Source organism: Shewanella glacialimarina (assembly GCF_020511155.1).
Classification (GTDB): domain Bacteria; phylum Pseudomonadota; class Gammaproteobacteria; order Enterobacterales; family Shewanellaceae; genus Shewanella; species Shewanella glacialimarina.
This window is the reverse complement of the sequence record NZ_CP041216.1, coordinates 3,965,131-3,989,672: the sequence shown is the minus strand read 5'-3', so window position 1 is coordinate 3,989,672 and position 24,542 is coordinate 3,965,131. Positions and strand designations below refer to the sequence as shown.

At 42.0% G+C, this 24,542-nt stretch carries 24 protein-coding genes; 13 read left to right on the top strand and 11 right to left on the bottom strand.

Going from position 1 to position 24,542, the window contains the following annotated elements:
* Positions 1-110: 110 nt before the first annotated feature.
* Positions 111-596: a ribonuclease E activity regulator RraA gene (rraA, locus tag FJ709_RS17460; protein WP_226411542.1), complete on the bottom strand. Its 486-nt coding sequence runs from the start codon at positions 594-596 to the stop codon at positions 111-113.
* A 397-nt stretch (positions 597-993) separates the two neighbouring features.
* Between rraA and FJ709_RS17455 the strand changes: the two genes are divergently transcribed.
* The 3 genes from FJ709_RS17455 to FJ709_RS17445 all read left to right on the top strand — a co-directional run bounded on the left by FJ709_RS17455 (position 994) and on the right by FJ709_RS17445 (position 3,169).
* Positions 994-1,248 carry a uroporphyrinogen decarboxylase gene (locus tag FJ709_RS17455; RefSeq protein WP_226411540.1) on the top strand — a complete coding sequence of 85 codons (255 nt, stop codon included), beginning with the start codon at positions 994-996 and terminating at the stop codon, positions 1,246-1,248.
* A gap of 349 nt (positions 1,249-1,597) precedes the next feature.
* On the top strand, positions 1,598-2,107 hold the full coding sequence (locus FJ709_RS17450) for a phosphatase PAP2 family protein (protein ID WP_226411538.1): 510 nt from the start codon (positions 1,598-1,600) through the stop codon (positions 2,105-2,107).
* A 12-nt stretch (positions 2,108-2,119) separates the two neighbouring features.
* The gene (locus FJ709_RS17445; RefSeq protein ID WP_226411536.1) at positions 2,120-3,169 is read left to right on the top strand and encodes an MJ1255/VC2487 family glycosyltransferase; all 1,050 of its coding nucleotides are present in this window, start codon (positions 2,120-2,122) and stop codon (positions 3,167-3,169) included.
* 150 nt (positions 3,170-3,319) lie between these two features.
* On the opposite strand, the gene rsd is transcribed toward FJ709_RS17445, so the two are convergent.
* Positions 3,320-3,787: a sigma D regulator gene (rsd, locus tag FJ709_RS17440; RefSeq protein WP_226411534.1), complete on the bottom strand. Its 468-nt coding sequence runs from the start codon at positions 3,785-3,787 to the stop codon at positions 3,320-3,322.
* Between the two features lie 445 nt (positions 3,788-4,232).
* On the opposite strand from rsd, the gene hemE reads away from it, so the two are divergent.
* Positions 4,233-5,297, top strand: a complete 1,065-nt coding sequence (hemE, locus tag FJ709_RS17435) for a uroporphyrinogen decarboxylase (protein WP_226411532.1) — start codon at positions 4,233-4,235, stop codon at positions 5,295-5,297.
* Between the two features lie 413 nt (positions 5,298-5,710).
* Here the strand turns inward: hemE and FJ709_RS17430 are convergent, their stop codons facing one another.
* Positions 5,711-7,333, bottom strand: a complete 1,623-nt coding sequence (locus FJ709_RS17430) for an endonuclease (protein WP_404829977.1) — start codon at positions 7,331-7,333, stop codon at positions 5,711-5,713.
* Between the two features lie 506 nt (positions 7,334-7,839).
* Between FJ709_RS17430 and FJ709_RS17425 the strand changes: the two genes are divergently transcribed.
* From FJ709_RS17425 to FJ709_RS17415, 3 genes are all read left to right on the top strand, one after another.
* Complete coding sequence (locus FJ709_RS17425) at positions 7,840-8,937, top strand: lysozyme inhibitor LprI family protein (protein ID WP_226411528.1); 1,098 nt, start codon at positions 7,840-7,842, stop codon at positions 8,935-8,937.
* Positions 8,938-9,251: 314 nt separating this feature from the next.
* Complete coding sequence (locus FJ709_RS17420; RefSeq protein ID WP_226411526.1) at positions 9,252-9,443, top strand: hypothetical protein; 192 nt, start codon at positions 9,252-9,254, stop codon at positions 9,441-9,443.
* A 171-nt stretch (positions 9,444-9,614) separates the two neighbouring features.
* The gene (locus FJ709_RS17415) at positions 9,615-9,845 is read left to right on the top strand and encodes a hypothetical protein (protein WP_226411524.1); all 231 of its coding nucleotides are present in this window, start codon (positions 9,615-9,617) and stop codon (positions 9,843-9,845) included.
* A gap of 268 nt (positions 9,846-10,113) precedes the next feature.
* Here FJ709_RS17415 and FJ709_RS17410 read toward each other — a convergent pair whose 3' ends face one another.
* The 5 genes from FJ709_RS17410 to FJ709_RS17390 form a co-directional block, all read right to left on the bottom strand.
* Positions 10,114-10,737 (bottom strand): sensor histidine kinase, encoded by a 624-nt coding sequence (locus tag FJ709_RS17410; protein ID WP_226411522.1) that lies wholly within the window; start codon positions 10,735-10,737, stop codon positions 10,114-10,116.
* 2 nt (positions 10,738-10,739) lie between these two features.
* Positions 10,740-11,606: an ATP-binding protein gene (locus tag FJ709_RS17405; protein ID WP_226411520.1), complete on the bottom strand. Its 867-nt coding sequence runs from the start codon at positions 11,604-11,606 to the stop codon at positions 10,740-10,742.
* Positions 11,606-12,337, bottom strand: a complete 732-nt coding sequence (locus tag FJ709_RS17400) for a response regulator transcription factor (RefSeq protein WP_226411518.1) — start codon at positions 12,335-12,337, stop codon at positions 11,606-11,608. The genes FJ709_RS17405 and FJ709_RS17400 overlap by 1 nt, the downstream gene beginning before the upstream one ends.
* Positions 12,338-12,439: 102 nt before the next feature.
* Positions 12,440-13,159: a spondin domain-containing protein gene (locus FJ709_RS17395; RefSeq protein WP_226411516.1), complete on the bottom strand. Its 720-nt coding sequence runs from the start codon at positions 13,157-13,159 to the stop codon at positions 12,440-12,442.
* 11 nt (positions 13,160-13,170) lie between these two features.
* A complete protein-coding gene (locus tag FJ709_RS17390) occupies positions 13,171-13,872 on the bottom strand; it encodes a spondin domain-containing protein (protein WP_226411514.1) in 702 nt (233 codons plus the stop codon).
* 187 nt (positions 13,873-14,059) lie between these two features.
* Between FJ709_RS17390 and FJ709_RS17385 the strand changes: the two genes are divergently transcribed.
* The 3 genes from FJ709_RS17385 to FJ709_RS17375 are packed head-to-tail and all read left to right on the top strand — an operon-like array spanning position 14,060 to position 16,213.
* The gene (locus FJ709_RS17385; RefSeq protein ID WP_226411512.1) at positions 14,060-14,611 is read left to right on the top strand and encodes a GNAT family N-acetyltransferase; all 552 of its coding nucleotides are present in this window, start codon (positions 14,060-14,062) and stop codon (positions 14,609-14,611) included.
* Between the two features lie 11 nt (positions 14,612-14,622).
* Complete coding sequence (locus FJ709_RS17380; RefSeq protein ID WP_226411510.1) at positions 14,623-14,859, top strand: hypothetical protein; 237 nt, start codon at positions 14,623-14,625, stop codon at positions 14,857-14,859.
* Positions 14,860-14,863: 4 nt separating this feature from the next.
* The gene (locus FJ709_RS17375) at positions 14,864-16,213 is read left to right on the top strand and encodes an NAD(P)/FAD-dependent oxidoreductase (protein ID WP_226411508.1); all 1,350 of its coding nucleotides are present in this window, start codon (positions 14,864-14,866) and stop codon (positions 16,211-16,213) included.
* Positions 16,214-16,238: 25 nt separating this feature from the next.
* Here the strand turns inward: FJ709_RS17375 and nhaC are convergent, their stop codons facing one another.
* Positions 16,239-17,723, bottom strand: a complete 1,485-nt coding sequence (gene nhaC, locus FJ709_RS17370) for a Na+/H+ antiporter NhaC (protein ID WP_226411506.1) — start codon at positions 17,721-17,723, stop codon at positions 16,239-16,241.
* A 499-nt stretch (positions 17,724-18,222) separates the two neighbouring features.
* Between nhaC and rhlP the strand changes: the two genes are divergently transcribed.
* Positions 18,223-19,056 (top strand): rhombotarget lipoprotein, encoded by an 834-nt coding sequence (gene rhlP / locus FJ709_RS17365; RefSeq protein ID WP_226411504.1) that lies wholly within the window; start codon positions 18,223-18,225, stop codon positions 19,054-19,056.
* 141 nt (positions 19,057-19,197) lie between these two features.
* Here the strand turns inward: rhlP and purD are convergent, their stop codons facing one another.
* Both purD and purH read right to left on the bottom strand, forming a co-directional pair.
* Positions 19,198-20,499, bottom strand: a complete 1,302-nt coding sequence (gene purD / locus FJ709_RS17360) for a phosphoribosylamine--glycine ligase (protein ID WP_226411502.1) — start codon at positions 20,497-20,499, stop codon at positions 19,198-19,200.
* 86 nt (positions 20,500-20,585) lie between these two features.
* Positions 20,586-22,175, bottom strand: coding sequence for a bifunctional phosphoribosylaminoimidazolecarboxamide formyltransferase/IMP cyclohydrolase (gene purH / locus FJ709_RS17355; RefSeq protein WP_226411500.1), 1,590 nt, complete (start codon positions 22,173-22,175; stop codon positions 20,586-20,588).
* Between the two features lie 348 nt (positions 22,176-22,523).
* Here purH and zntR point away from each other — a divergent pair, with 348 nt between their 5' ends.
* Together zntR and FJ709_RS17345 are read left to right on the top strand one after the other, a co-directional pair.
* Positions 22,524-22,979, top strand: coding sequence for a Zn(2+)-responsive transcriptional regulator (gene zntR / locus FJ709_RS17350; RefSeq protein ID WP_226411498.1), 456 nt, complete (start codon positions 22,524-22,526; stop codon positions 22,977-22,979).
* Between the two features lie 105 nt (positions 22,980-23,084).
* Positions 23,085-24,542 (top strand): SO_0444 family Cu/Zn efflux transporter, encoded by a 1,458-nt coding sequence (locus FJ709_RS17345; RefSeq protein WP_226411496.1) that lies wholly within the window; start codon positions 23,085-23,087, stop codon positions 24,540-24,542.

The window sequence follows — 24,542 nt, the reverse complement described above, 5'->3', positions numbered from 1 at the left end:
CCTTTAATGAGTTTATGATACGGAACAGTAGCTGCTAAGTTTGCAAGGGTAAACATGGTGAGTATAAAACAAAAAAAGCCAGCAATGCTGGCTTTTTATTATTGGCATGATTAATCAATATCCAAAGGTTCTGGAGATAAAATCACCCCAGTGTTGTCGGCATAAATATGGTCGCCAGGTAAGAAGGTCACACCACCAAAGTTCACTGGCACTTCAACTTCGCCAATGCCATTACTATCGGCACCCACAGGAATAGAAGCAATCGCTTGAATACCAATATCTAGCTCTTCTAGCGCATCAACATCACGGACAGTACCGTAAATGATAATGCCTTCCCAATTGTTGGCTACAGCAATTTCGGCAATACTAGCATCTAGTAGTGCACGGCGTAATGATCCACCACCATCTACTAACAATACTTTTCCTTCGCCATCTTCCTGTAAGGCTTCAGCAATTAAACCGTTATCTTCAAAACATTTAATGGTGCTTATAGAGCCGCCGAAAGAGCTGCAACCACCATAATTACTGAACATAGGCTCGACAACGTCGACCACATCGATATACATGTCGCACAGTTCTGAGGTGTTGTATTCCATAGATAACTCCTAGTGGCTGCAATAGTTTCATTGCTCTGGATTAATTGCTATTAAAGGTAATAGTTAAGTGAATTATATGGGGTTTATTTTAAATTAAAAGCGTTATTCGTCACGACCTTGTTGCAAATCAAACTAGAATGATAATACTATATAAAAAACACAATGGTCTATTTTGAGAACAATAGGTGGTTTTGTAAGTAATTTACTTTCAAATTTAACTGTTTATCAATTAACTGTAGATCATGATCACTAAAATACGTTTATAAATTACTAACTTACCTGGCAACTTGTTAACATATCAGTGGTTTTTAGGCATTGGTTTATTTTATTTATTTGCTTTAGGGGCATGGATCCCTCGTTACGCTTATGGATGGCAGAGAGCCTTAAAGAGGTTCTTATGGATAGTTCAAATATGGTTGAAATATTAGGTTACGTTGCTTCTGTTATGGTAGCGATTTCATTAATGATGAAAGATATCATTATGTTACGTTGGTTGAATTTCGTTGGTTGTGGTTTATTTGCTGCCTACGGTTATGCCATTGATGCTTGGCCCGTTGCTGGTATGAATGCGTTTGTTGCCGGTATTAATATTTATCACTTAGTGAAAATTTATCGCAATAAAGCACCAGAAACTCAAGCTGCTTCAGCGTAAAAAAGCATCTTACTTCATTCACCCTTAGTTGTTATTTACACAATCAAGGGTGAATAGTAAGTGTTCTGGCTAGTCAGTGCTTGTCGCTGTTGCGTGACAAACATCAAACATCAAACATCAAACATCAAACATCAAACATCTAACATCTAACATCTCGCTTTCTGTTCTATTACTCCTATTTATTATATAAGCCTGTCATTTCAACTTCTTTAGCTGCGCTTTTAGTTTCTATTGTCATAAAAGCTTCGAATAAATGTCACTCCACATTCATTGGCGCAGATTAGTCTGCAAAAGTGGATTAAATAAAAGTGGATTAAACATTAGCGCATGATGCGCGACAGGAGTGGCGATGAACCTGATTACAAAAGTTGATCAATATCTGTTTTATTCGATTATTCGTTTTACTCGTGAACAACAATTGTCACCAACTGCGTTAAAAATATCCGCAACGGGTGATGGCCATTGGTACGTTTATCTGTCTGTCGCGATATTGTTATCCCACAGCCAAGGCCAATCATTTTTCAACCTATTACTGCTCGGATTTTTAATTGAGCTACCACTATATTTAGTGCTTAAAAATGGCATACGACGCCAACGACCTTGTTATGCGTTAGTCGGTTTTAATTGCCATTTTGAGCCATCAGATAAGTTCAGCTTACCTTCAGGACACACAGCCGGTGCTTTTGTGCTGGCAAGTGTTATTCATGTGTATTTTCCCGTATTAGCGCCATTAGCTTATCTATGGGCAATAACGGTCGGCTTCTCTCGTATCGCACTTGGGGTGCACTATCCATTAGATATCGTAGCAGGAATGGGGCTAGGTATCGGGTCAGTTATGCTAGCTGAAAACATTATATAAGGGTTAAATAGCATGAAAATTCTTTACGGAGTTCAAGGGACTGGAAATGGTCATATTAGCCGTGCACGTGTTATGGCTAAGGCAATGAAAAATAAAGGAGTCGATGTCGACTTTCTGTTTAGCGGTAGACCCGCCGAACATTACTTCGACATGCAGGAGTTTGGTGACTATCAAGTGCGTAAGGGATTATCATTTGCTACAGATAATGGACGCATTAATTTATTAAAAACCGCTCAAAAAACGGTAAGTCGTTCGATATTCAATGAAGTTAAACAATTGGATGTGCGCGGCTATGACTTAGTGTTAAACGACTTTGAGCCTGTTACCGCTTGGGCGGCAAAACAACAAGGGGTTAAATCGATATCTATTAGCCACCAGGCAGCATTACAGCATTCGGTGCCTAAGCAAGGTGGCAGTTGGTTAGATGAAGTCATTTTAAATCATTTTGCGCCGGTTGATATTGGATTAGGGTGCCATTGGCATCACTTCGGCTTTCCAATTTTGCCGCCATTTGTAGAGGTTTCTCCATCAGATATTCAATACGGTCATCAAATCTTAGTTTATTTACCGTTTGAAAGTGCCGATAGTATCGCCGAGTTTTTAACCCCATTCGATGACTATCAGTTCTATGTTTATCACAGCACTAAGCCAATTAAACCCTTACCTGAGCATATTCAATGGCATGGGTTTAGTCGAGACGGATTTAAACTGCATTTATCGCAATGTGGTGGCGTAATAGCCAATGCGGGGTTTGAATTAGCCAGTGAAGCGATGGCATTAGGTAAAAAGCTACTAGTTAAACCGCTAATCGGCCAATTTGAGCAGTCGGCTAATGTAGCAGCACTAGAATTGCTTGCCGCAGCGGATAGTATGCAAACGCTGGACAAGTCTAAATTAACGCGCTGGTTAAAGGCGCCGTCACCTAAAGCTATTCGTTACCCGCAGGTGGGGGATAAGCTGGTTGACTGGCTTAAAACGGGAGAGTGGCAACAGCCTCAACAGCTATGTGACCAGCTTTGGGAGCAGGTAGAGCTACCAGAAAATTGGCATAAAAGGCAGTAACGGCAAGTTGTACAACATGAAAAAATCAACCCATGAGAAGTCATCATGGGTTGATTTTTTGGCCGATAGGCAATGTAGTACTTAGCGTAATCATTAGCAATGACGAGCTTAAATTGTATAAAAATTTAGCATCAGATGTAGTTATGCAGTTTAAGAGTGGCGGCTATGAAGAATTTCTAATAATTCGTCTTCAAATTCAAACCGTGATTCCATTGCTTGGGCAAGTTGTGCTAAGTCTTTATCCAGTTGGTAAAGAACATTTTCATCTTCAGATTCGGTATATTTATCATTAAAATCGAGAGCAGTATCGGTACTTTCACTGATTTTAGGCAGTAAGTTTTGAGCGGTCGCTTTGCTGTCCTGACCATGGGTAGCACATTCGCTCACTACTCTGTCATATACTTCAAAATGTCCTTCAGACACGTAATCTACAAGCTGCTCACAAAAATCCTTCACATCTTTGATGCTAGGTAGGCCTTTTTCTGCCTGTTTATTAGGTGAAAGTCCAACAAGGGTAAAGTATTTAACCAGCAATTTACGACGGTGAGTCAGCCATTGGTCGACTAATTTGTTAGCTCCGCCCCAACGTTGCTCAGCTTGTTCTAATTTTATAAGCATACTTGTATTCCTGACGTTCAACCGATCAATTTCAACCACTGTATTTGACAAGTACGTAGTTGATCAACTGTTTTATGCTTTATTTATCAATGGACAAACCAGCCTTAATAAATTACTAAAGAATTTAAAATAAAAAACCCAGTGATAGATAACTATCACTGGGTAAATAAGCATTTAAGGGCTCGATATATCGTGCTTCTTGATTGTTCTTGCTAGCGCGTACTTTTTATACCAAACACTCACCAATGGTGCAACTAATAATCTACTTTATGGGGTACTAACAATATTGTTGCTGTTTTTGTGAACAAAGATTGAGGCGTTTTCAGATTTTTGAATACAGATTTAGTAATAGCTCACATAAATATCGCATAAGTGGTTACATTAATCGCGTAAGTGCTAAACTACCGACCTGCAAAATTCATAACTATCTAGGAAAATAGCCCCCATGGCAGAACTAAAGAATGATCGTTATTTACGTGCTTTATTAAAACAACCTGTAGACAGAACGCCAGTATGGATGATGCGTCAAGCAGGTCGTTATCTTCCAGAATATAAAGCCACTCGTGCTGAAGCCGGTGATTTTATGTCTCTTTGTAAGAACCAAGATCTAGCATGTGAAGTGACCTTACAGCCATTACGTCGCTATGATTTAGATGCCGCTATTTTGTTCTCTGACATTTTGACCATTCCTGATGCAATGGGTTTAGGTTTGTATTTTGAAACCGGTGAAGGTCCACGTTTTCAGCGTCCTACCGATACCATCGATGCCATCAAAAAGCTTGCTGTGCCAGATCCAGAAGATGAATTAGGCTATGTAATGCGTGCTGTAAAAACCATTCGTCGCGAATTAAACGGTGACGTACCGTTAATTGGTTTTTCGGGTTCACCTTGGACTTTAGCCACTTATATGGTCGAAGGCGGTTCAAGCAAGACCTTTGAAAAAATAAAGAAAATGGCATATGAAGAGCCTGCAACTTTACACATGTTGTTAGATAAACTAGCTGATTCAGTTATTTTATATCTCAACGCGCAAGTGGCCAACGGTGCTCAATCGTTAATGATTTTCGATTCATGGGGCGGTGCGTTATCTCACCATGCTTACCGTGAGTTCTCGTTGAGTTATATGCAAAAAATCGTTGATGGGTTAACTCGCGAAGCCGAAGGCCGCACAGTACCAGTGACTTTATTCACTAAAGGCGGCGGTTTATGGTTAGAGGCAATGGCTGAAACCGGCTGTGATGCTCTAGGTTTAGATTGGACCGTAGATATTGGTGATGCACGTCGTCGCGTAGGGCACAAAGTGGCTTTACAAGGCAATATGGACCCATCAGTACTTTACGCTTCACCTGAGCGTATTCGTCAAGAAGTTGAGCAAATCTTAGCGTCTTACGGTGAAGGTAGTGGTCATGTATTTAACTTAGGCCATGGCATTCATCAACATGTTGATCCAGAACATGCGGGTGCATTTATTAAGTCAGTGACTGAGTTGTCGGGCAAATACCACAAGTAATTCAGCTATATTTAATAAGCAAAGCGAACCTCAGGGTTCGCTTTTTTTTGAATTAAAAACTGACTATAATTTTTTTGCCTTACCCGTTGATAGTCAACATTAACTTCATTGGATTCCTTCCTGCTACGGCCATTGCTGAAAATCCCTAACGCTTTCGATGTGCTGTCCTTATCCCAAAGAAAGCTAGCTTGACATCTATGCCAAGCTCACAGCATGTTCTCGATGGCCTCAATGTAAATGATGTCCGAATTGTTTAAAATATGACTGTTACATCTATTTGTTGTTTTTATAATGAGTATATTTTCTTGGAGTCATCAATGAGGCTAAATCGAAGTAATAAAAATATTAGGTGTAAAAAAGTGATTCAATAAAAAACCCAGCCTGGGCTGGGTCTGTTTTATTGACGAGTTCGATTAATTACATGAGCTGCTATAAAGATCCTCGGCCCACATTGGGTTATCGATGAAGGGGTTACGGTTCAATTGCCATTCATACACACGGTTATTACGACGACGCTCCCAATCACTCACAGGATCTTGAATGTGCCAGCTAAGCAAGGTGCATAAATCACCCAATAGTGCCTCACCAGTACCGGTAACCCCTTTGGCTACAGTAAGGTTAGGTGTACCACTGTTATCGCCGCCTTCATAACGCACATCCATATAAAACACCATGCGCGCGACATCACCTTTAACCATGTTTGCAGGCTCGAAACTATCCGCATCTGTTTTGTTATCTGGCGCTTCAGTTAATGGCGACCCACCTAAGGCAAAATCTTTATTACCACGACTGCTATTAACAGTCACATCGGCAGGACGCAAATGGTGTAAGTCGGTATAGGCATGTTGTCCGCTGCTAGGGAAGCCATGGCTTTTAGCCCATACATGTTCACGATTCCACGCATCTAAAGAACTGCTCATACCGGCACGGTTTGTTTTAGGCTCAGAGCGATTGGTATAGAGTAAGATCACATTATTAGTGTTGCTTGGATCTTCATCTGCATAGTTAAGGCCATCCCACACTTGATCATAGGTAAAGCGGGTATGATCGCGAATGATAAGGTTTAGACTCGCCTTTAACGCGGCGCCTGTTTTACCGTTCGTGTTGGCATAATAGGTATCGAAGGCATAATCACCAGGGTTTTCTGTACCGCCGCCCGATGTGGCAGAAGTATAGTTAGCCACTAAGCTCGTAGCGCTAAAGCCTTGATAGGCTGTGATGTTGACAAAATAACGACCTGCTACTGCTGTAGCAATAGGGCATTCTTCATTATTACCAGTTAAGTATGGGCGACAATCAAATACGCTTGCCGTTGGCTCACTGCCCTGGCGCACATAAAGATCCGCATCACCACTACCGCCACTCATTTTAAAACTAAGCCCAGTTGCCCCAGCTGGAATATCGGCGACAAACTTCAATGTTTGCCCTGTGCTGGCGCTTAGGCTTGTCTTGGCTTGGCCATTTTCGAGTAAGTTTTCCGTTGGTGCTGGCGGCGTGCCACAGCTAGTGGTTAAGCTGCCTACACCTGGATTGCCTGCATTGCTGCCCACACTCCAATCAGCTTGGCTTTTGGTGTTGGTACTGGTGCTGCGCACCACAGACACGTTAGTGGCATTAAGTGTCCAACCACTTAAACCACCTTCCCAAGCGACGACATCAACGTCTTGAGTACCCTTGAGCAACTTAACGTAATCCCCTGAGTTACCTAAAGATAAAGGCATAGGCGCTAAATCGGCTTGGCGGGAGAACAGGCTGTTAAAACCCGCAGCGTTTTTGGCTATCGTAAAGTATTGCCCCGACGCCAAGGTGCCGCTTAATGCTAAACTTGCGCCATTGTCGCTGATGCTATATTGGCTTAAGTCGATGCTGCTGCAACTGGCGTTGTAGAGCTCGACAAATTCTTCAAGGCTATCATTATTGGGTGCATCGTAGAGCACTTCGCTTATCATGAGATTGGCACTGGCATTGAATGCTAGGCCTGCGAGTGCCAGTGTTACTGCTGTTTTTAGTGCTATAGTGGATTTAATCATCAACATAACTCTCTTTAATATTTATTATTATTGAGGACTTTCATAGCAGTTTTTCATGGAAATTCTCAATAATGATTTCCTTAGAAAACACCACGAAAGTCCGACCCCATTCAAATCCATTTGAGTTTTGTTAAAGCGGCTGGAGTATGACATAAACTTAGTTACGTATATGTGACCAGATTGTTATTTATAAAAAAGAATATGGCGATATATGGGATCTTTCGGTGGACATTAAGCATGGTCATTCCTATGGGTTGATCTTAAAATCCTTTTATCGTTTGTTGCTCATACCCACTCAAAACATATCTTATCCTTAGAATGTGGTTATGAATTAGCTATGCCGATCCAGTCCATATCCGATGTGTTCAGTCATTTGACTGAGAATAATATTGTCTTCTATCAGGTAGTTGGTGGTGATAAGATGCATGGTGTTAATATCACGCATTGTACATTTTGAGCTATTTTTGCCTTTTATGAGGGCGCAATATTTGCACATCAAGGACGTGGCACATATGAAACTGAGTTATTTTAAGCTGTTATCCATTCTCGTTTTATCGTTTGAGGTTAACGCAGCCAGTTATGATTGTGCTGGTAAATTAAATTTAACTGAGCAGGCAATTTGCTCAAGCAAAGCGTTAAATTTATTAGACGAGCAATTATCTCAATATTATTCAGCACAGTTAGCAGTATTACAAAATGCTGAAAAATCTGACTTGATCAATAATCAACAAAAATGGATAAGAAAAAGAAATCATAATTGCCAGGCGAATGTAGATTGTTTAGTCGTTGTTTATTCTGCAAGAATTGAGCAGTTAAGTTTTACACCTGAGAGAATCGAGGCTACCAATACCACATTCACGCATCTGCCTAAAGTTGATAGCTTTGAAGTTGAAAAAAAATGCGATTTTTTAAACCTTACCTTTCCTGAAAATGTAGCGGTTTATGCTGGTGGCGCTTACAGCGGCTATAAAACCAATTATCAGACTGATGAAAGTGGTCATATGACAACGGTTTTTGATGTTGCGATAAACTCTCCCAATGTACCAGTTGCGCTAATTTTAGGTGCTTATGAACCTTCGGTATGGAATATCAAGTGGACAAAAAACACTAAAATAACAGCGGTTTACGCCATGGGATACCATAAGCAAGTCGTTGCGGGATTACCAAACGATACTCCTGTTGTTATGAGTAGTTCTCGTGAAAGGCCCAATTGCCGTGATAGTTTTTATATCAGCGCTAAAACTCTGGATAAAATAAACCCTCTTTCAATGAAACTTTTTAATAAGAAAGTATCATTAGTCACTTTTGCTAAAAGCGGTAAACTTGGATTTGGTGATGCTTTTAATCAAAGAACCGAATTTTTTACTAATGCAGCCAATACTTTACACAACCATGTAGATCAGTCATTACCGCTAGCAGGAAAAGCGGGAATAGATGAATTGTTGGCAAGGGGCGATATAAGAAGCTACAACAATAAAGATATTGAAAAGTGGGTTAAGTTAAAGTCGAATCAGCTTAATGAAGACTTGCCTCCTGTTTCTGGAATAGATATTTCATCAAGATACAAGCCAAAATATATCGGTGTTGGTTATGTTATTCTCAAAAAATAACGATTCCGGCGGGCTTATTTGGCGGTAATCGGGTCACATTTTTTTTGAATGAGAATGTTCCCTATCCCGAGGGAAGTCTTGGTCACAGTGATTTATACGATTTTAATACTCTTAAATGCCATGGGTCATTATGTAATATCTGATTATATAATCGTTTAGTATCAGTCGTTATCTAGCAACGGCCATGACGCTATTGAGATAGAGCTATAAAGCAGTGGGCTGAGATGTTAGCTGGTCAAGCCAATAAGTGGTTTGTGCCATACAAACATCGCAAGGCTCAAATACTAGAGCGTTAGTTGCCAAAGGATTATCGAATGATTAGACGGCTTCTATCCCGCTTTGCACCTGTGATATACGTTCAGATTTGGGAAGATAGAATAAAAGTTATAAATGTATCAAGTAATGATAGCTTTGATGATTCACCTTTAGTCGTCATTCGGACATCAGATAAAGGTGAAAAGTTGATTTCATGGATTGGTAAAAAAGCCATTTTATCAATCGATTAAAACGAAAAAGTAGTTAACCCATTTTCACATCCTAGAGTCTTGTTTTCGGGTTTTTACGTCGCTGAAAAATTGCTACAACATGCATTTCAACAAGTTAACAATATTAAATATTTACGGCCACAACCTAAAGTAATCATCCATCCAATGGAGAAAACAGAAGGAGGGCTGACAATGATTGAAAAAAGAGCGTTTAGAGAACTTGCACTTGGGACTGGCGCAATTGAGGTTAAGTTGCATACAGGAAAACCCCTCACGATTTCGTCTATCGACTTTGATCAATTAGAAGAGGATGAAGGCTTCTTACAAGAGGTTTTAAATAACAGTTCAACATCATCAAACCTTATTGTGTTTATGTTTTATCTTGTTTTTATCATTTTAGTTGTCTGGCATTTTGGCAACTAAGAAAACAATATGTGCGACTCCTTAATAAAAGACTTTATGGACTTAAACCAAAAGAGTAAAAGTGAAGTTGATGGTAAGTAGAACATCTAATCAGTGCATCATTCTTTCAACAATGTGTGCAGTGTTTAGTGAGCATGTACAAAATCGCTACAGTAAAAGAATGTTGTTATAACAAGAAAATACGATTTAATAGTCGTCTTTTAATCAATTCACGAGTGTGTTGATTCAGTCCTTATAGGGACACTTGCTCAGTGGCTCTTAAGTAACATTAGCTTTGCATTACCAGCTCTATCTTAAATTCACTGCCGACGCCGGGCTGGCTTTCTACTTCAATTTTACACTTCAATAACCCCAACAGCTGACGCACAATGGCCAGTCCTACGCCAAGCTGAGGTAGCGCTTGGTTGTTATCGAAGCTTAGCTGGTGGTGTTGTGGAATATCCCTTTGGCTAAGTGATAATTGTCTTAGGGCTTCTACTTCATGTTGGTGCATGCCTGAGCCGGTGTCTTTTACGGCTAACCATTGTTGGTTTTTACCCTGGCTAAAGTCTTGTTGTGTAAAAATAGTGATTTCGCCACCTGACGGGGTGTAGCGTAAGGCATTATCAATTAGATTGTTGAGTATGCGTCGCATTAATTGTGGGTCGGTTAAAATTGAAGTGGCGTTAATATGCTCAAAATTTAATCTTACGCCGAGTTTTTTCGCTCTTGGGGTAAAGGTTTGGTCTATTTCATTGAGAAGTTCTGTTAACTCAACTTGTTGAAGTTGTGCATGAATTTGGCCATTTTCTAGTGCAGCTAATTCTAATAACTGGGCTAATAACTGTTGTAAGGTTTGACCTGAGTTAGCCGCGTATTGAATAAAGGCTTGATCTCGGTCCGCTTCAGGCAAAATTAACCATGTATCGATATAGCCAATAATGCGGTGAGTGGGGTTTTTAAGTCATGGGACAGGTGCAGTAAAAAGTCATGTTTTGCCTGCTGTTGACGTTTGACCTGTTGTTGCTGTTGCTGAATGTCTTGCAGCAACTGATTAATGTGTTCGCTGAGTTGAGCTATCTCTAAACTGCCTCTATAGCGATCCGGCAAGGTGAGGTTTTCGGTAATGGGTAAGGTTTTTAAATTAGTTAAATCCAGGGCTAATTTATGGATCGGACGGGTAAAATAATGCAATAAAATCACAAATAACAATAGGGCGAATATTACCCAGAAACCTATGGTTGCACCCCATATTTTGGGTTGGTTTTCGGCATTAATTAATGCTTGCCAGCTGTCGTAGTCTTCTCCGCCAATAATCACATATAAATAACCACTGTGCAGACCTTGGGCATTGACTAACTTACTGGCTGAAAAAATCTTTTGGGTTTGTTGCGAACGCGGATCTGTGCCTAAAATCGGCAGATTTTTTCCGGCTAAAAACTGCTTAATAATACCGGTGTCCACTCGATGTGTTTTAATTTTTTCTTCTTTAGCATCATAGGCAATCACTTTGCCATCTGGGTCTAAGGTGTAAATTTCAAAGCTGGGTCCGAGCAACATAAAATCATGAAAAGCTTCTTTTAATGCGGCATCAGAGGTTATCCCCTGTGATAACAGCGGATTAATATGTGCCATATGTGCAGCCAACTCTTGATGTAGAGACTGCTGTATTTGATTGCGACTGAATTCGTGGTTTAGTTGCAGCCATTGCCATAATGCGACAAATAGCAGCAATACAATCATTGTCGCGACTAAAAATAATCGATTAAATAAGCGATTCATTAGTGGGTATGCGCTTCTGGTGGTGAAAATTTATAGCCCACTCCCCACACAGTTTTGACCAGTTCGTGTTCTGAGCAAGGTGATAATTTGTTGCGCAAACGATTAATGTGACTGTTCACTGTGTGTTCATAACCGCTGTGGCTATAGCCCCAAACAGCTTCTAATAACTGTAGACGGCTAAATACTTGTTGTGGATGTTGAGCAAGAAAAAGTAATAAATCGAATTCACGTGCGGTTAAGGTTAATGCATTATTAAATGCGATGACTTCACGCGTGCTGGCATTAATGCTTACGCCATGAAAATCAAGTTGTTGTTGATGTTCATGTTGTACTTGTCCGCGTCTTAATAGCGCTTTTATTCTGGCGCGCAGCTCTAACACACTGAAGGGTTTTACAAGGTAATCGTCGGCGCCCGCTTCTAGCCCTAATACCACGTCGGCTTCTGAGTCTTTGGCCGTTAGTAACATAATGGGTATTTGTTTTTGGGCTTGCCTAAGTTGCTGGCATAGCATAATGCCATCGCCGTCAGGCAGCATTCTATCCATTAAAATTAGGTCGAGTTTTTTATGTTCGATAATGTGCATGGCTTGCTTCAATGTCGTGGCGTGGTCGACGCTATAGTTAAGGGCCTTGAGGTTCAGAATAATTAATTTAGCCAAGTCTTGTTCGTCTTCTACCAGCAAAATATGTTGCGGACTGACATGGCCGGTATGTTTGGTGTTTCCATTCATGGTGACTTCCCCAAAGCAAATCCAGTAATTGCATTAATACCTAGACCTGCTTTAAGGAGAATAAATTTCAATCTGTTTAAAACCTATTCAATCAACCTGCGGTTATTGAGTACGCATAATGGTTACCGCTAACACAGGGTTATCAAAACGATGTGATGGCATTAGTACTGAGTCAGCCAGTCCGTCGTACATTGAAATTACCCCTGGATGAATATGCACAAAATCAACATCATCACGTGCAGCGTTAAACCCTTCACCGCCGTCAGCGGGACCTGGCATAGTGCCTTTTGCTTCGCTGTTAGCTTCAGTACCCGCATCATAAGCTGTGTATTTCATCATTTTAGGCATATCAACTTGCATACCTGCAATGTGGTAACTATTGATCCCGGTAAACGCGTCATTAGTATTCACTAGCATTGTGGCTAAGCTGATATTGGCAACATTGGCTTGTGCTAATGTGAGGGTAAGGGTTTCACTCATACCCGGCATTAACATTCCTGTTCCATTAATGCTGCTATCAAGTATTTCAAGGGCTGCTATATCGGCAGTGTCACCACCTTCGGCCATTTTTTCGATAGCAAGGCTGGCCATTTCGCCCGCTTGCCATAAGCTGGCTTCGGTATTATGCGCGGCTAAAATGACCGGTGACATAGGCTGATTTGCCGTTAGGTTAGTCACAGTGACAGTAAATGTTTGCATTACTGGCTCTGGTTCAACCGGTGGCACCACAACATTGTCATCGTCACTACAGGCGGTGAGTAATGTCGCCGCGGCTATCATAGCTATAAGGTTGGGTTTGATTATTAAGTCAGTGCGTTTCATGGGCTACCTCCTTATTTTACTGTGACCACAACTTTGGCTACAGGGTTTAACCAGCGGTGAATTCGGCTGTCTAAATCACTTGCACCGCCAGCTGAGTCTGTATCACCTAAAACACCTGGGTGAGTATGCACATACATATTGTCAGCACCGTCCATTACACCAGTCCCATTTGCGCCGCCATTGCCACCCGGTGCTGCAGGAATACCCGGTACGCCTGACATACCGCCGCCGTTAATGATTTCATCATTTGCTTCTGTGCCGGCATCGTAGGCATTGACATAAACTGTGTAAGTGCCTACTTCAGTTGGAATTTTCCAGCTGTCTAAACCAATGAATGCATCGTTGGTTGGCAGCACCATTGCGACAATAGAAAGGTGGGTGTTATCGCCGGTATCTAGCATCGCACTATTAACGCTGGCACCTGCGGCAAGTAACCCCATGGCTGGGTTAGCTAAGGTGGCGCCATTTGCGCCAGTTACCGCAGTATTAAGATCGCTAATATCGCCACCTTCAGCCATTTTTTGTAATGCTGGAGTGGCCATTTCACCGACGTGAAATAAATGACTGTCGCTGTTGTGAGCGGCTATTAACAATGGGGTAAAGTGATTACCATGGGTAAGGTTGGTGACACTGACTTCAATGTCTGCGGCTTGGGTTGATAAACTCAATAAACTTGCTGCTAGTAGGCTAGCGTTAACTAATGTACGTTTCATAACCGAGCTCCTTTTGTTTAATTGCAGCTAGTATTACAAATGGATATCACCGGGTTATCGCTAAATTATCACAAAAGTTTAACATCGTTAGTTTCAGGCTATTTTGTTATGATAAATTAGCCTAAAACTTAGGGGGCGGTTGATCTTTCAAGGTTAATTTTCTTAGTATCAAAAAAAGAATAAAAACATGATAAGAACATTACAACAAAATGATTTTAAAGCGGTATTACTATTAGGTGAACAAGTACACGGTCAGGGCTATATGGATATGGATGAACTGACAGCCATTTATCATAAAGGCATAAAGAATGGCATTAATGCTAACTTTGTTGCCATTGAAAACGATGAATTACTGGGTTTTCGATTAACCTATGCCGCAGGTAAATGGCAACAGGATCAATGGTGTACTGTAGCGTTGTGGGGCGTTAACTTTGATGATGTGTGTTACTTTAAGTCAAATACCATTGCTGAACATGGCCGAGGTAAAGGGTTAGGAGGACAACTTTTACAAGCCTCTAAAGAAGCGGTTATTGTACAAGGTGCTAAAGCTGGCGTGAGTCATTTATGGCAACAAAGCCCCAATAATGCTGCGGTACGATATTTTACCAAAGCCGGTGGGCAATTGATTAAGCAGCATCCTCAACGATGGCATCAACGGCATGTGGGAGAGGATTATATCTGTGTACTTTGCGGCGCTGATTGTCACTGTGTAGCATGTGAAATGCTGTTAGTTTTTTAAGGGATTAAGTGATGAAAACATTCACTCAAACATCGTCAGAAACTCATTCTACAGCAGTATCCACAACATCAGATGAGCTCAAATTACTTAAAATCGAGTTAAACAGGCTCAAGTTAGAAAAGCTGAAACTGTCAAAAATCGTGCTTTATTTACAATTTATTCAATTACTTATTTTTATTCCTTTAGGTGTCGTATTGCTGGTTTTACTGACGCGTCATTGGGATCAAATTTTACAGTTATTAGGCTAACCCAATGCAACTTTATGATCCCCTTGTTAATCCCACTCCACAACAGCAACCCCAGCCTAATAGCTATTGGGCAAGTACGGTTCAATTACCCCAGCCTGGTACCGCACTAAAAGGTTCTCATCAAACCGATGTGGCTATTATTGGCGGCGGCTACACTGGATTATTAACTGCTTATTATCTAGCGACTGAATTTAATATTGATTGTCACGTGTTGGAAGCTAATCAGGTTGGCTTTGGTGCCAGTGCTCGTAATGCGGGATTTGTTTTAAAAGGTTCTGGTCGATTGGGCTATAGCGCCATGGCACAGCGTTGGAATATTGATACCGCCAAAGGTATTTATGGTGAGTTTACCGAGGCGGTTGAGCGGGTATCAGGATTAATTAAACAGCATCAAATTAGCTGTGATGTGCAGGACACCGGTTACTTAAAAGTCGCCCATAACCCAAAAGCGCTCGCACAACTGCAAGCCGCCGCGGGGTTCATTCAGCAACACTTTGGTGATGGGGCTGAGTTTATCGACCGCAACACTTTTTGTGATCAGTACATGAATCACCAGCAAGCTTATGGTGCATTAAGGCTAAATGATGGTTTTGGGATTAATCCGCTCAAATTGCTACTGGGTTATAAACAGATGGTACAGCAAGCCAAAGTGTCGATATCAGAGCAATCTTGCGTGCTTGAATGGCATCAGGAGGGCGGAAAGCATCGCTTAATAACCGAGTCCGGTGAGCTTACTGCCAATAAGGTGATTTGTGCCGGTAATGCTTATACGCCAAAACAATTCTCGCCAATTCTCGATAATAAATATTTGCCAATACTCAGTAATGTCATTGTGACTGAGCCACTTACCGCCGATGAATTACAACAAGCAGGTATTTATACTTCGCAAGTCACCATGGATACTCGCATATTAAAATATTACTACCGCTTACTGCCTGATAACCGCTTGTTGTTTGGTGGCCGCGGCGCGGTATGGGGCAAAGACGGTGCTAACCCTGTGTATGGTCAAAGGCTAAAAATGGCCTTAGATAAATGCTTTCCTGCATTAAAACACAAAGCCATTGCCTATAACTGGACCGGCTGGATAGCGGCATCGTTTGATGATATGCCACATGTATTTGCACAAAGTGGAGTGGGTTATAGCCTAGGTTATTGTGGTGCAGGAGTGTCTTTTAGCAGCCAAGCGGCTTATCGATTGGCGCAAAGTATGGCAGGTGTTGCACCGCCTAATTTGCCTTTATATCGTCAGCCGTTACCTGCGCAGCCTGTATCTATACTACCTTTTGGCCAGTTAAAGCGTTTAGGTCAATGGGGTTATTATCATTATGGCTGGATGAAAGACCGCTTTGGCTAAAGCGGTTTTCTATTGTTAAATCGAATTAGCCTACAACAGTACCGTCACTGACCAAGCGCTCATCTAGCGGTTCAATTTTGAAATTGAAATAAGCATATGATGCACTAATTAATGGGCAAACTAAGTTAAAGAATGCATAGGGTAGATAAGCCACTGTCGCGACACCCAAGGTACTGGCCATAAAGGCACCACAGGTATTCCAGGGAACAAGCGGGCTAGTGACAGTGGCAGAATCTTCAAGGGCGCGACTTAAATTAACCGCGGCAAGTTTTCTGTTGGTATATTCCATTTTTAGCATTCTACCTGGCAACACAATCGCAATGTACTGGTCGGCAGTGATCACGTTGGCGCCAATACACACACCGAGTGTAGTAATGATCAAACTAGATGTGCCAGTCACTAGGGTTAAAATACTTTGCAAAATACGGCCAAGTAAGCCAGTAACTTCCATCACGCCACCAAAGGCCATGGCACACAGGATCAACCAGACAGTCGTCACCATGCTACTCATACCGCCACGGCTTAATAAGTTATCTAATACAGCATCGCCGGTATTGGCAACATAGCCGTCAAACATGGCAATCCAGATGCCTTTTACTAACGCCAGCAGCGGCGGTATTGCATCATCGTGCACATAGGCTAATACATTATCAAATTGAAATATTGCCGCACATACTGCGCCAGCAAGTGTGCCTAAAATGACCGTAGGAAAGGCAGGCATTTTACGGTTAGCTAAATACAACACCACTAAAAGGGGGATTAATAAGTGGAATCCCGGATTAAAGGTGCGTTCAAGTAAGGCTAAGCTATCAGTTAATTGATTTTCTACTGGGGTGGCTTCAGCGGTTAAGCCTAAAAAGGTAAAGCCTATCAGTGCAATTGTAATACTGGGAACCGTGGTCCAGGTCATATGTTTAATATGACTAAAAATATCGGTACCGGCTACAGCCGGTGCAAGGTTAGTAGTGTCAGACATTGGCGACATCTTGTCACCAAAATACGCGCCACTGATAATTGCGCCAGCAGTGATATTAACATCTAATCCCATGGCCGATGAGATACCAATAAGCGCAATACCTAAGGTACCGGCTACCGTCCAAGAGCTACCAATACTTAATGCAACAATTGCACACAATACACAGCATGCGCTGTAGAAATATTGTGGATTAAGAATTTGCATACCGTAATAAATCATTGTCGGCACTGTACCGGCTAAAATCCAGGTACCGATCAGCGAGCCTACACTAAATAAAATAAGTAATGCCCCGGTCGCGACCCCAATACTTTTAACAATGCCACGCTCCATTTGATTCCAGCTGTAGCCATTTTTATAGCCAATCACCATGGCAATACAGGCTGCTAATACCAAGGCGATTTGGTTGGCACCCGATGAGCTATCAGATGAGAAAAGATATACCGCAGCGGCTAGCATCAAAATTAATGCCACGATCGGAATAAGCGCATCAAGCAAGCTAGGTTGCTTAGGTTGTGAAGGTGTCGTTTGAGACATGGAGATCCTTGTTTATTATTTTTATTTTGTGTCGTTTTTCATTATCGAGTTGCTATCGCAACAGTCAATATAAGCGTACGGGATAGTCCCAAACTACAGTTGTTATTAATTTGTAACGGCTGGCTATCGTTACATAGAAATGATAGCTAAGTCGAGTCTTGCTTTGTTTGAAACCCTTGGCTGAGAAGGTATGGAAGCCTTCAAGGTGACTAAATGTTTAGCTTGGTTAACTCAATATGCGCAATAGCCGCTTGTGGCTTGCTTAAATATGCATGATGGGCTTATTTTTTATGAGGAGAATATCTTAATTGAGATTAACGCAGCTTTAAGCACATTTAATAGTTTGACTAACCACATCTTGAGTTGATAGAAAGCATTAATATTAACTCTTTTAAAATGATTTTACTGATCAGATAAATCATTTGTTCGTCTCTTTGGGATATGCAATTATGCTTTCGTGTTATAAACATATAGCCCATAGGGAATCAAAGGAATGTTGATGAAGTCTGAAATGAGTGTCTGTTTACTAGTAATGTTTTTTTTATCAGCCTGCAGTGCAATTGTCAGTCAAAATACCGGTAAACAAACACAATCCAGCAGTCTGATGGATTTTTTATATCCGGATGAAAAAAGTCGTGCTGAACATCAACCTGAAATTCCTATTCTAAAATTACCGGTAAAAGTGGGTATCGCGTTTGTGCCGTCTAAAAATTGGGGCGCTGACGGTATTCACAGCAAAGATCAAATCGAGTTACTTGAAAAAGTAAAACAGGCGTTTCTTCAATATGATTATATTGGCCACATTGAAGTCATCCCTAGCACTTACTTAAAGCAGGGCCAAGGGTTTGACACCTTAGAACAGCTATCAAGGCTATATGATGTCGACGTTATGGCGTTAGTGTCTTATGATCAAGTGACACAATCAATCGAGAATAACGCCGCACTTTTGTATTGGACCATAGTGGGCATGTACGTTATTCCGGGTAATGAAAACGCGGTACAAACATTTGTTGATACCGCCGTTTTTGATATCAAAAGTAAAAAAATGTTGTTCAGAGCGCCTGGGGTTAGCAAGCTTGAAAAAAGAACTACCGCGATTGGCATTGATGATACCTTAGCCGAAAAATCACTCGAAGGGTTTGGTATCGCCGTCGATGATATGACGACTAATCTAGATGCGGAATTAGCTCGATTTAAGACTCGAGTAAAAGAAGATAAAGTGGCTACAGTTGAACATAGAGAAGGCTACAGCGGTGGCGGTTCAATGGGTTTTTATTGGGTACTGCTAATGAGTATCGCATGGCTTAGACGAGCCAGAAAAATGAACTCTTGATCATCTACTATTCCAAGTCGAAATGAAAAATAGCTTCCAAAGCTGCCTGATTATATATAGACCCTACAACTAAAAAATCCCTGTGATGCTTTGATTAGTCAACATCACAGGGATTTATTATGTCACATAAAAACTAACTTATTATGCTTTACCTTGCTCGCGCGCAATAGCACGGTAAGCAATATCGGTGCGGAAGTAAACGTCATCCCAATGGATGGTATCTACTAATGCGTAAGCGGCTTTTTGCGCTTCAGTAACGGTATTACCTAATGCTGTAGCACATAGCACTCGGCCACCATTTGTTACCACATGACCGTCTTTCATTTCAGTGCCAGCATGGAATACCTTGGCATTGTTATCGCCAAGTGATAACCCATCAATCACATCATGCTTACGATACGCATCTGGGTAACCGCCAGCGGCTAAAACAACACCTACAGCAGGACGTGAATCAAACTCAGCGGTGACTTTATCTAACTCACCACGAGTGGCGGCTAAACACAGTTCAACGATATCAGATTGCAGACGCATCATGATTGGCTGAGTCTCTGGGTCACCAAAACGGCAGTTGTACTCAAGTACCTTTGCACTACCGTCAGGTGAAATCATCAAGCCCGCGTAAAGAAATCCAGTGTAAACGTTACCTTCAGCGGCCATGCCATCTACCGTTGGGCGAATAACATTAGCGATGGTCCAGTCATGAACTGCCTGAGTCACAACAGGTGCCGGTGAGTATGCACCCATGCCGCCTGTATTTGGACCGTAGTCTCCATTGTCGCGAGCTTTGTGGTCCTGGCTGGTGGCCATGGCTAGAATGTTTTTGCCATCAACCATAACGATAAAGCTGGCTTCTTCACCCTTTAAAAATTCTTCGATAACAACGCGTGAACCCGCTTCGCCAAATTTATTACCAGATAACATATCGTCAATGGCTGCATCAGCTTCAACCTGGCTAGCAGCAATAATCACGCCTTTACCTGCGGCTAAACCATCGGCTTTAATCACCACAGGGAAACCTGTTTTAGCGGTTAACTCTGCCGCGTAAGCTTTGGCTGGCTCAATTTCAGTGAAGTTTGAATAATCAGCTGTTGGAATGTTATGACGCGCTAAAAAGTCTTTAGTAAAGGCTTTTGATGACTCAAGCTGAGCAGCACCCTGTGTTGGGCCAAATATAGGTAAACCGGCAGCGTTAAACGCATCAACCACACCTAATGATAAAGGCACTTCTGGGCCAACAATGGTGAGTTCAATCTTGTTGTCCTGGGCAAATTTCACTAACTCTGAAATGGCCTCAACCTTGATTGCTACGTTTTCTAGTTTTGGCTCTAGTGATGTGCCCGCATTACCTGGCGCAACAAAAACTTTTTCAACTTGAGCAGACTGAGCCGCTTTCCAAGCTAGAGCATGTTCACGACCGCCGCCACCAATTACAAGTACTTGCATCTCGATTCATTCCTCTAAGTAGTAAAAATATATGATTCTTTAAACGAAAAAAGCAGCCAAACAAGGCTGCTCTATTCTAGTGCCGATTAATGGCGGAAGTGACGCATGCCAGTAAATACCATGGCGATATTGTGTTCATCCGCAGCGGCAATAATTTCTTCATCGCGAATTGAACCACCCGGTTGAATAATACAGCTGATACCTGCAGCAGCTGCAGCGTCGATACCATCGCGGAATGGGAAAAATGCATCAGATGCCATTACAGAACCTTCAACCACTAAACCTTCATCAGCAGCTTTAATGCCGGCAACTTTAGCTGAGTAAACGCGGCTCATTTGACCTGCGCCAACACCGATTGTCATGCCATCTTTGGCATAAACAATCGCATTTGATTTGACAAACTTAGCCACTTTCCAGCAGAACATTAAGTCAGTTAATTGCTCAGCCGTTGGTTGACGTTTTGATACCACTTTAACGTCTTCAACATTGACCATGCCCTGGTCGCGGTCTTGAACCAATAAACCACCATTAACACGCTTAAAGTCTTGAGTGGTGGTTTTAGTGTTCCACTCACCACATTCTAATAAACGTACGTTAGCTTTAGCAGCAACAATGTCACGTGCAGCCTGGCTGACTTTAGGTGCAATAATCACTTCAACAAATTGACGGTCAACAATTGCTTTGGCCGTGTCTGCATCTAATTCCTGGTTAAAGGCAATTATGCCACCAAAGGCAGAGGTTGGATCTGTTTTGAATGCGCGCTCGTAAGCTTCTAAAATAGTACTACCTAATGCTACACCACAAGGATTAGCATGCTTAACAATCACACATGCAGGGCCTTCAAATTCTTTTACACATTCAAGTGCTGCGTCAGTATCGGCGATGTTGTTATAAGATAATGCCTTACCTTGAAGTTGAGTTGCACTGGCAACAGATGCTTCATCAATGTGCGTATCCACATAAAACGCCGCTTTTTGATGACTGTTTTCACCGTAGCGTAAGTCTTGTTTTTTGATCAACTGAGTGTTGAATGTACGTGGGAAGCTTGAATCTTCATGGCACTCATCTTTGCTATGAGCAGGCACCATAGTGCCGAAGTAGTTAGCTATCATGCCATCGTATGCAGCTGTGTGTTCAAATGCGGCTATGGCTAGGTCAAAACGGGTTTCAAGCGTAGTGCTACCATTGTTAGCTTGCATTTCAGCAATCACGCGAGCGTAATCTTTAGCGTTAACCACTATGGTAGTATCTTTGTGGTTTTTAGCCGTAGAGCGCACCATTGTTGGGCCGCCGATATCGATGTTTTCAACTGCATCAGCCAATGTACAACCTGCTTTTGCTACTGTTTCAGCAAATGGATACAGATTTACGGCGACTAAATCGATAGGCTGGATACCGTTTTGTTCCATCACGATCTCATCAATACCACGACGAGCTAAAATGCCGCCATGCACTTTAGGATGCAATGTTTTGACACGACCATCCATGATCTCAGGGTGACCTGTGTAATCAGAAACTTCCATGACAGGGATATTGTTATCGGCCAGCAATTTTGCTGTGCCACCGGTAGATAACAGTTCAACACCTTGGGCATGCAAAGCTTGTGCAAATTCAAGGATTCCAGTTTTATCTGAAACGCTTAGTAGCGCGCGACGAATTGGTCTGACAGTATTCATGTAGGTACAGGGTCCACTATTAAATTTCAAGGATCTTTCGCAAAGCAGATTCGGGTTGTTAAATGGTGTTTAAACCCAAAAGTGAATCTGTTTTGCCAAAGTTCCTCGGGGCATTATTTGAACAAAATGTGCAGCTATTTATGATTATTTTTATCTGTGCCGCCAGAGCGCGCATATTTTACCGTAAACAATAGGGCTTGAGTGTTTTTTCTGCGTGATTTCACAATATTGAAATCCGAACAACACCAGGGAAAATAAATGACCATAAAACCCTTGACCTTGGATTAAACTCTAAGGTTTATACTTGAGCCATATTCAAAGTTTGCTTAGGGCAATAACGGGACGATTATGTATCGAATAGGTGAGTTAGCGAGTCAGTGTGATATCAAGGCTGACACCTTACGCTTTTATGAAAAACACGGTCTGCTAGCACCATCAAGCCGATCTGAATCAGGTTATCGTTTATATAATAATGATGATGCCGCTAGATTACGTTTTATTTTACGCGCTAAAGCTGTTGGTTTTACCTTAAATGAGATATCAGAGCTGTTGTCTATTGAACTTGATAAAGCCAACTGGGCCTGTGCTGACGTGAAGGGTATGGTGGATAACAAACTTGAGCATGTTGAAGCTAAAATTGCCGAGTTAACCCAGTTTGCTAATTCCTTACAAAGCTTATCAAATGCCTGTTGTGGTGGCCCCGATAGCGCCGAGCATTGCAGTATTTTAGAGGCGCTTGAATCTGAAGATAAGCAGCTAAATGCCAGAAATGAAACGGCACATAAAGCGCATCAACATGGTTAGTCTTTATTGATTCTGCTTGTTCGCAGGTATAAACACCTTGATGGAAGCTTGTTAGTTATATATTGCCATAAGCGGCTTTAACCGATAGCCGCTGGAGAAATCACTATGTTATTTGATAATTTTATTCAGTTATTTTTAGAGTCGGCACCCTGGCTGCTGCTTGGACTCATTCTGGCTGGCTTGTTAAAAGTCTTTGTTCCTATGGAGTGGATGCAAAAGCAGTTAGGTGGTCATGGTTTTAAAACCGTGCTAAAAGCGGCCTTGCTAGGTGCGCCATTGCCTTTATGTTCATGTGGGGTTATTCCTGCTGCTGTTGGCTTGCGTCGCTCAGGTGCATCAAAAGCCGCGACAACATCATTTTTAGTTTCAACGCCTGAAACCGGTGTTGATTCCGTGACAGTGTCTTACGTGTTACTCGGCCCTTTCATGGCCATAGTACGTCCAATTGCGGCAATCACCAGCGCCATTGTTGCAGGCTTGTTGGTCGGGCGAGATGACGATGATGGAAAGCCTGATGATAAAGCTAGTCATGCAGCTGTGGAAAAGACTGCGGCTGTGATAGCAGAAAAATCCAGCAGTTGTTGTGCAAGTCAGTCAGCTAAACCTAAAGCGATAACAACGATGAGCTTTAAGCCTGTCGATCCCGCTAGCTCGTTGATTAAGCACGCTTTGGTTGAAAGTCAGTCGTTTAAAGCTGACTCATTTAAGGTTGTTGCTGATAAATCAGTGGATAATCTTGGTCAGGTAAAATCGTGTTGTAGTTCAACCTCCGTCGAAAAAACACCACAAAAGTCCAGCTGTTGCAGCAAAGCTTCAGCGTCGTCTGCGCAAATAACCGCTCCGGTCAAATCCGATATTGCAGCATCGACGAAAGCCAGTTGTTGCAGCACCAAATCGGCTAACCAAGCAAATGTGACTCCTAAAGCGAGTGACCCCTCTGAAAGTTGTTGTGCTTCAACCGATGATATGGCGACTGCGTTAAAGCAAAACTCAATTTTAAGCCGAGTGGGCTCAGGTTTGCACTATGCAGCGACCGATCTCGTGCGTGACACCACCCTATGGTTATTGGTGGGTTTGTTCTTTGCCGCTTTAGTACAAACCTATGTACCCGGTGATTTTTTGGCAAAATGGGGTGATGGTATTCTAGCTATGTTAGTGATGGTGCTGGTGTCTGTGCCTATGTACATATGTGCAACCGCTTCAACGCCAATAGCTGCGGGCCTGTTATTAGCAGGGGTGTCGCCGGGTGCAGTGCTGGTGTTTATGATGGCAGGACCTGCTACTAATATTGCCACATTAGGTGTGGTCAGTAAGGAGTTAGGCAAGCGTGCATTGCTAGGTTATCTTGGTGGAGTCATCGGCGTGGCGTTAATTTCTGGCATGGTTGTGAATTACTTAGTGGCGACCTTTGGATTTGAGGTGATACCGCAAATTGGACCAGAACATCAGTTATTACCACAAGGTGTTGTGGCAATATCGGGCATTGTGTTAGCCATTTTAATGGCAAAAGTACTATGGGATAAGCTGCCTAAAAAACAAAAAGATCAAAGCTGTTGCTCTTAA